Raw genomic sequence first — 6688 nt, forward strand, 5'->3', positions numbered from 1 at the left:
CGAATTCGCACGATTCGGCGACGTCGAGAATGTCGTAGCCGCGATAGTGCAGGTCGTTGCCGGTCTTGCCGACCGTGCACAGCGCGGTGTTGCCGGCCGTCACGCCCGACAGCGCCACCGACTTCTTCGGCTTGAATGCGCCTGCGGCGGCCGGTGCTGCTGCGTCTTTCGTCTCGCTCATGTTGTCCTTCTCCAATGGGTATCGGGGGGTGCGGGCCGCGTTACTTCTTGCCCTGCGCGAACAGTTCGTCGAGCTTGCGCTCGTATTCGTGATAGCCGAGGAAGTCGTACAGCTCGGCGCGCGTCTGCATTGTCGGTACGGCCGCCTTCTGCGTGCCGTCGCGGCGCAGCGTCTCGTAGAAGTTCAGCGCGGCCTTGTTCATCGCACGATACGCGCCGCAGCAGTACAGCGCGATGTCGACGTTCGCCTCGCGCAGTTCGTCGACGGTGAACAGCGGCGTCGAGCCGAACTCGGTCAGGTTCGCGAGGATCGGCACCTTCACGGCGGCCTTGAAGCGGCGGTAGTCGTCGAGCGTCTTCATCGCTTCCGGGAAGATCATGTCCGCGCCGGCTTCGACGTACGCGACCGCGCGCTCGATCGCCGAGTCGATCCCTTCCGCGGCGGCCGCGTCGGTGCGCGCCATGATCACGAACTGGTCGTCGGTACGCGCATCGACCGCGGCCTTCACGCGATCGACCATTTCGTCGATCGGCACGACTTCCTTGCCCGGGCGGTGGCCGCAGCGCTTCTGGCCGACCTGGTCCTCGAGGTGCACGGCCGCGACGCCGGCGTTGATGAACGAGCGGACCGTGCGCGCGATGTTGAACGCGCCGCCCCAGCCCGTGTCGATGTCGACCAGCAGCGGCAGATCGGTCGCGTTGGTGATCCGGGTCGCGTCGATCAGCACGTCTTCCATCGTGCTGATGCCGAGGTCGGGAATGCCGAGCGAGTTCGCCGCGACGCCGCCGCCCGACAGGTACACGGCCTTGAAGCCGACGGCCTGCGCCATCTTGGCCGCGTACGCGGTGATCGCGCCGACCACCTGCAGCGGCTGCTCGGCCGCGACTGCCGCGCGGAACTTCGCGCCGGCGCTCTGAAGATGCGTATTGCTCATGAACGGCCTCCTGATGGAATGCCCGATAACAGCAAGGTCCGGGCCAGCTTGCGGAATGTCGCTAACCCACTGATTCTTAAGCAAGCGCCTTCAGCATTGCATCGCCCGTCGATTTCAATTTGGCAATTCCATGTTTCAAAAATGAAATCGTGCGCGCATAATCGGCCGTCATGGACCTCTCCTCGACCAAGGCCGTCGGCCCGGCCGACCGCGCCGTGCGCCCGCGCATCTGGGCGATGGGCATCAGCCGGCTGCGCGAGCTGTTTCGCGAGATCGCCGGCGAATTCGACGAACGCGCCGACGTGCGGATCGTCACGCGCGCCTACGAAGATGCGCTGAGCGCGATCGCCGAGGCCGGCACCGCGCGCCCCGACGTGATCGTCGCGGCCGGCTCGAACGGCGGCTTCCTGAAAACGCGTGCGCAGGTGCCGGTGGTGGTCGTGTCGCCCACCGGCTTCGACGTGATGCAGGCGCTGGCGCGCGCGCGGCGCGACGCAGCGCGGATCGCGCTCGTGAGCGCCGGGGAAACGCCGCCCGAGGTGCGCCGCTTCGTCGCCGCGTACGGCCTCGACGTGCAGTTTGCGTCATATCAGTCCGCCCAGGAAGCGGAGGCCTGCGTGCACGACCTGCGCGATCGCGGCATCGAGACGATCGTCGGCCCGGGCCTCGTCACCGATCTCGCGGCCAGCGTCGGCATGGGCGCGGTGTTCCTGTATTCGCATGCGTCGGTGCGCAAGGCCGTCGAGACGGCGCTCGAAGTCGCGTATGCGACGCACGCCGAGGCGTTCCGCCGCCAGCGGCTCGATACCCTGCTGCAACATCTGCGCGACGGCGTGGTCGCGCTCGACGCGCACGGCCGCGTCGAAGCGATCAACCAACGGCTCGCGTCGGCGCTCGGGGTCGAACCCGCGGCGGCCGTCGGCCGCGCGCTCGTCGATCTGCGTCCCGAGTTGCGCACGCTACGCGGCGAGGACGGCGACGCGCTCGCGACCGTGCGCGGCGTGCGTTACGTCGTGCATCGCGGGCCGCTGGTCGATCGCGGCGTCACGTCGGGCAGCGTGCTCACGTTCCAGGAATCGCGCGCGGTCGAACGGCTCGATCGCGCGTTGCGTTCGCAACCGACCACGCAGCAGTTCGCCGCCCGTTACGCGCTCGACGACGTGGTCGGCGCCTCGGCGCCGATGACGCGCGTGCGCGAGCTCGTGCGCCGCTACGCGAAATCCGATGCGACCGTGCTCGTGCTCGGCGAGAGCGGCACCGGCAAGGAGATGATCGCGCAGAGCCTGCATGCGCTGTCCGCGCGGCGCAGCTATCCGTTCGTCGCGGTCAACTGCGGCGCGTTTCCCGAAGCGCTGCTCGAGAGCGAACTGTTCGGCTATGAGGAAGGCGCGTTCACCGGCGCGCGACGCGGCGGCAAGACCGGCCTGTTCGAGGCCGCGCACCGCGGCACGCTGTTTCTCGACGAGATCGGCGAGATGCCGCCGTCGCTGCAAAGCAGGCTGCTGCGCGTGCTGCAGGAGCGCGAGGTGATTCGCCTCGGCTCGACCGAGCCGATCCGCATCGACGTGCGCGTGATCGCCGCGACGCACCGGCCGCTGCTCGCCGCCGTCGAGGCCGGCACGTTCCGCGCGGATCTCTATTACCGGCTCAACATCCTGAACATCGGCCTGCCGCCGCTGCGCGAGCGCGCGGCCGACATTCCCGCGCTCGCGGCGACACTGCTCGTGCAGGCCGCGCGGCGCGAGCCGCGGCTCGCCGAACGCGTGCGCGACACCGACGACGCGCTGCGCGTGCTCGACGCGACGCAAGCGACGCTCGCGCGCTACCGCTGGCCCGGCAACGTGCGCGAACTGCAGAACGTGGTCGAGCGGATCGCGGTGGAGCTGGCGGAGGCAGTCGACGAAAGCGATCCGGGCGCCGCGTGCGCGGCGCTTGCCCCCGGTGCGCTGCACGTGATCGCGCCCGAGCTGTTCGCCGCGCCGCTCGATGCGGCCGGCGCCGCCGACGACGATGCGCAGACGCTGCAGGCGCGCCGCCGTCGCGCGGAAGCCGACGAGATCCGCGCGGTACTCGACGCATGCGGCGGCGACCGCGACCGCGCGTGCGCGATGCTCGGCATCAGCAAGACGACGCTATGGCGGAAGTTGTCGGCGAAATAGGTGCGAGGTTCGGGCCGCCCCGTCATTCGGCCTTGTGATAGTGGCGATACGCCTTCGCGCGATTGCCGCACGACGACATCGAGCACCAGCGTCGGCTGCCGTTCTTGCTGTCGTCGATGAACAGCCACTGGCATGCATCGTTCGCACAGCGCTTGACCTTCACGAGCCGCGCGCCGCCGAGCAGATCGATCGCCGACCACAGCACCGGGCTCAACAGCCCCGCGAGCGTCGCCCCCGACGCATCGATCCGCCACGCATAGCGGCCGTCCACGCGCGCCAGCGCAACGCGCGGCGACGCCTCCGCGAGGAAGCCGCCGAGCAGCGCGAGATCGTCGGGCTGCGGCTCGCGTTGCTCCGCCTGCGCGTGAAAGAGCCGGTATAGCGCCTCGCGCAACGCGAGCGCCCGCGCAAGCATCGCCGGCTCGTCGCCCGTCTCCTTCTCTTTCGCCTTGTCGGGCACGCGACATGCGTCGACCAGACCGGCCGGCACGCCCGCCTGTTCGCGACACCACGTCAGCAAGTCGTCCAGCCGGCCGAAGGTTTCCGTCGGCGGATCGCTGCCGCGCCAGTACAGCGTGTTCGCGAAGTCAAGGCTCAAGGTCTCGGGCGGCGCCGGGATCAGGCAGTCGATCGTGACGGAAGGTTGCGTTTTGCTCATGACGCGATCGTATCTAACCACCATGCCGGTTGACAAGCGCCCAAGCGATTTCTAACATAACCGGCATGGTGGTTAAAAACAGGCTTCGCTGCACCGACGCCCCTTCAATCCAAGGAGACACAGATGATCGATCGCTTTTCGTTCAGCGTTATCCACACCGTCGCCGGCCGCACGTACGAGGCGACCACGCTCGGCGCGCTTCGCTACAAGCGGCTGGCATGGTGCCTCTAGACAGGTTTGCCGTTCTGACGTCCCCCTCAGTTCAAGGAGAGCCAAAGATGATCGACCACCTTTCATTCGGCGTTGCCCATATCGACCGCAGCCGCACCTTCTACGACAGCGCGCTCGGCGCACTCGGCTACAAGCGTCTGTATAGCGACGACAGCGCCATCGGGTACGGCACGACCGAGCCCGAGCTGTGGTTGCAGCACGCGGCCCGGCCCGTCGTCGCCGATCCCGAATCGGGGATGCACCTGTCGTTCAAGGCCGCGTCGCCGGTCGAGGTCGATGCGTTCTACCGTGCCGCGCTCGCACACGGCGGCAAGGACAACGGCGGGCCCGGCAAGCGCGAACACTACGGCCCGGGCTACTACGCGGCGTTCGTCGTCGACCCCGACGGATATCGACTCGAAGCGCACTGCGAACTCGACAACGTCGTTTGATCCGCTTCGCACCGGCGCGAACAAGCGACAAGGGCCCGATTCCGCCTCGCGCGGAATCGGGCCCCTGGTTTTGGCTACATCGTCGTTCGGTACGCGCCGGTTATCGTCGGCGGTCATGCCGACGGGTCGGGCAGCATGGCCAGCGCGCGGGTGACTACGTCCAGGAGCCGACCCGCGCCGCTCACGCGCTTATTGCGCGTCGCGCGTGCGCTGCAACTGCTCGCCGAGCCCTTCGATGCCGAGGCGCACCGTCTGGCCAGCCTTCAGGAACACCGGCGACGGCTTGACGCCCATGCCGACGCCCGGCGGCGTACCGGTCGTGATCACGTCGCCCGGCTGCAGCGTCATGCAGGTCGACAGATAGGCGACCAGCTGCGCGACGGTGAACACCATCGTGCGCGTATTGCCGTTCTGATAACGGTGGCCGTCGATTTCGAGCCACAGGTCGAGGCGCTGCGGATCGGGCACTTCGTCGCGCGTGACGAGCCACGGGCCGATCGGGCCGAACGTGTCGAAGCCCTTGCCCTTGTCCCACTGGCCGCCGCGCTCGATCTGCCATTCGCGCTCGGACACGTCGTTGACGACGCAGTAGCCCGCGACGTAATCGAGCGCGCGCGCTTCGTCGACGTCCTTGCACTTCGCGCCGATCACGACACCCAGCTCGACTTCCCAGTCGGTCTTGACCGAACCCTTCGGGATATCGATGCCGTCGTTCGGGCCGCAGATCGAACTCGTCCACTTGCCGAACACGACCGGCTCCTTCGGCACCGGCATGCCGGCTTCGGCCGCGTGGTCGGCATAGTTCAGGCCGATGCCGATGAACTTGCCGACGTGACCGACGCACGCGCCGATGCGCGGCTCGCCGGACACGAGCGGCAGCGTGGCCGGATCGATGGCGCGCAGCCGCGCGAGACCGGCGTCGGACAGCACATCGCCGGCAAGATCCGGCACATGCGCGGACAGGTCGCGAATCCGGCCGGCCGCGTCGAGGATGCCAGGCTTTTCCTGGCCGGACGGGCCATAGCGAAGCAGTTTCATCGTGCTTAACCTCTGTTGTCGAATGGGACAGGATACCGGCCGACGCAGCCTTTCGCAGCCGCGCGCCGGACTGATCGTCGATCGTCGACTGCACGCGTCGGCGCCGCATGCGGCAGTCGACGCGCGAGGGTCGCGCGGGCGCAGCGATCGCGGCGCCGTACGCCAGTAGGGCGCGCATCGAACGGGCGGCCGCCGGTCTGCGCATCGGCGACGACGGCCCGGCATCCGCGACGCGTGCCGGCCCATGCCGGCCGGCTGCACGCGCGGCCGCACCGTCGCTGGCCCGCCAGCCTTTGTACCATCGGCCGCGCGCCGTGAAATGGCGCGCGACGGATACCGACTATTGGTGCGCCTGCCGACGCTGCGGCGCAGCACGCGCTGCACCGGCGCCGATCGATCGGCTGTCGTTCGGGGCAGCGCCTGCCATCGGTGCATGAATACTGGCTATTCGGGGTGCCCCTGTCATCGAAAACGTTTGACCATCCGTTCTTGTCCGGTAATGATCGGTAAAAAGACGCTGCATTGCACACCGTATGTTTATTGCTAAGCTCATACGAATGGCTTTCACCGCCATACGCGGGCCCGCTCCTATACGCGTGCAGAACCGGCCAGCGTGCGTCGCCAACCGATCGACGGTAATCCCCCAACCTCACATCGACAATGCAGACAACCAACGACCCGCTTCCCGGCTGCGACGCACGGGAATCGATGGCCGCTATCGACCGCTATCGCGCACCCGCGCTCGACAAGGGCCTCGACATTCTCGAACTCCTGTCCGAGCAGAAGGAAGGACTCACCCGCACCGAAATCACGAAGGAACTCGGCCGTAACGCGAGCGAAATCTACCGGATGCTCGAACGTCTCGTCGCGCGCCGCTACGTGATGCGTTCGACCGGCGGCGACCGCTACACGCTCAGCCTCAAGCTGTTCGCGCTTGCGCACCGGCATCCGCCGATGAACCGGCTGATCGCCGAGGCGCTGCCGCCGATGCAGCGCTTCGCGGATGCCGCCGAACAGTCGTGCCACCTGTCCGTCTACGATCGCGGCAACATACTC

6 protein-coding genes and 1 pseudogene are annotated in these 6688 nt (G+C 67.8%); 3 read left to right on the forward strand and 4 right to left on the reverse strand.

What is annotated here, in order from left to right:
• Positions 1-181 (reverse strand): annotated as a pseudogene (locus JMF90_RS17875) (2-methylcitrate synthase); the annotation flags it as partial.
• A 40-nt stretch (positions 182-221) separates the two neighbouring features.
• The gene (gene prpB / locus JMF90_RS17880; RefSeq protein WP_006480320.1) at positions 222-1115 is read right to left on the reverse strand and encodes a methylisocitrate lyase; all 894 of its coding nucleotides are present in this window, start codon (positions 1113-1115) and stop codon (positions 222-224) included.
• A 170-nt stretch (positions 1116-1285) separates the two neighbouring features.
• Here prpB and prpR point away from each other — a divergent pair, with 170 nt between their 5' ends.
• On the forward strand, positions 1286-3274 hold the full coding sequence (prpR, locus tag JMF90_RS17885; RefSeq protein ID WP_011548911.1) for a propionate catabolism operon regulatory protein PrpR: 1989 nt from the start codon (positions 1286-1288) through the stop codon (positions 3272-3274).
• Between the two features lie 22 nt (positions 3275-3296).
• On the opposite strand, the gene JMF90_RS17890 is transcribed toward prpR, so the two are convergent.
• Positions 3297-3956 carry an ABATE domain-containing protein gene (locus tag JMF90_RS17890; protein WP_011548910.1) on the reverse strand — a complete coding sequence of 220 codons (660 nt, stop codon included), beginning with the start codon at positions 3954-3956 and terminating at the stop codon, positions 3297-3299.
• Between the two features lie 254 nt (positions 3957-4210).
• On the opposite strand from JMF90_RS17890, the gene JMF90_RS17895 reads away from it, so the two are divergent.
• Positions 4211-4594 (forward strand): VOC family protein, encoded by a 384-nt coding sequence (locus JMF90_RS17895; protein ID WP_011548909.1) that lies wholly within the window; start codon positions 4211-4213, stop codon positions 4592-4594.
• A 189-nt stretch (positions 4595-4783) separates the two neighbouring features.
• Here the strand turns inward: JMF90_RS17895 and JMF90_RS17900 are convergent, their stop codons facing one another.
• The gene (locus tag JMF90_RS17900) at positions 4784-5632 is read right to left on the reverse strand and encodes an ureidoglycolate lyase (RefSeq protein ID WP_011548908.1); all 849 of its coding nucleotides are present in this window, start codon (positions 5630-5632) and stop codon (positions 4784-4786) included.
• A 660-nt stretch (positions 5633-6292) separates the two neighbouring features.
• Between JMF90_RS17900 and JMF90_RS17905 the strand changes: the two genes are divergently transcribed.
• A partial coding sequence (locus JMF90_RS17905; RefSeq protein ID WP_201325278.1) for a helix-turn-helix domain-containing protein occupies positions 6293-6688 on the forward strand: 396 nt, incomplete at its 3' end.

Source organism: Burkholderia sp. E168m23, assembly GCF_016586125.1.
Classification (GTDB): Bacteria; Pseudomonadota; Gammaproteobacteria; order Burkholderiales; family Burkholderiaceae; genus Burkholderia; species Burkholderia orbicola.

What these genes read in the sequence shown, in the direction of transcription:
- JMF90_RS17890 (WP_011548910.1), bottom strand. Translation starts at nt 3,956, where the DNA reads ATGGTGGTTAGATACGATCGCGTCATGAGCAAAACGCAACCTTCCGTC.
- prpR (WP_011548911.1), top strand. Translation starts at nt 1,286, where the DNA reads ATGGACCTCTCCTCGACCAAGGCCGTCGGCCCGGCCGACCGCGCCGTG.
- JMF90_RS17895 (WP_011548909.1), top strand. Translation starts at nt 4,211, where the DNA reads ATGATCGACCACCTTTCATTCGGCGTTGCCCATATCGACCGCAGCCGC.
- prpB (WP_006480320.1), bottom strand. Translation starts at nt 1,115, where the DNA reads ATGAGCAATACGCATCTTCAGAGCGCCGGCGCGAAGTTCCGCGCGGCA.
- JMF90_RS17900 (WP_011548908.1), bottom strand. Translation starts at nt 5,632, where the DNA reads ATGAAACTGCTTCGCTATGGCCCGTCCGGCCAGGAAAAGCCTGGCATC.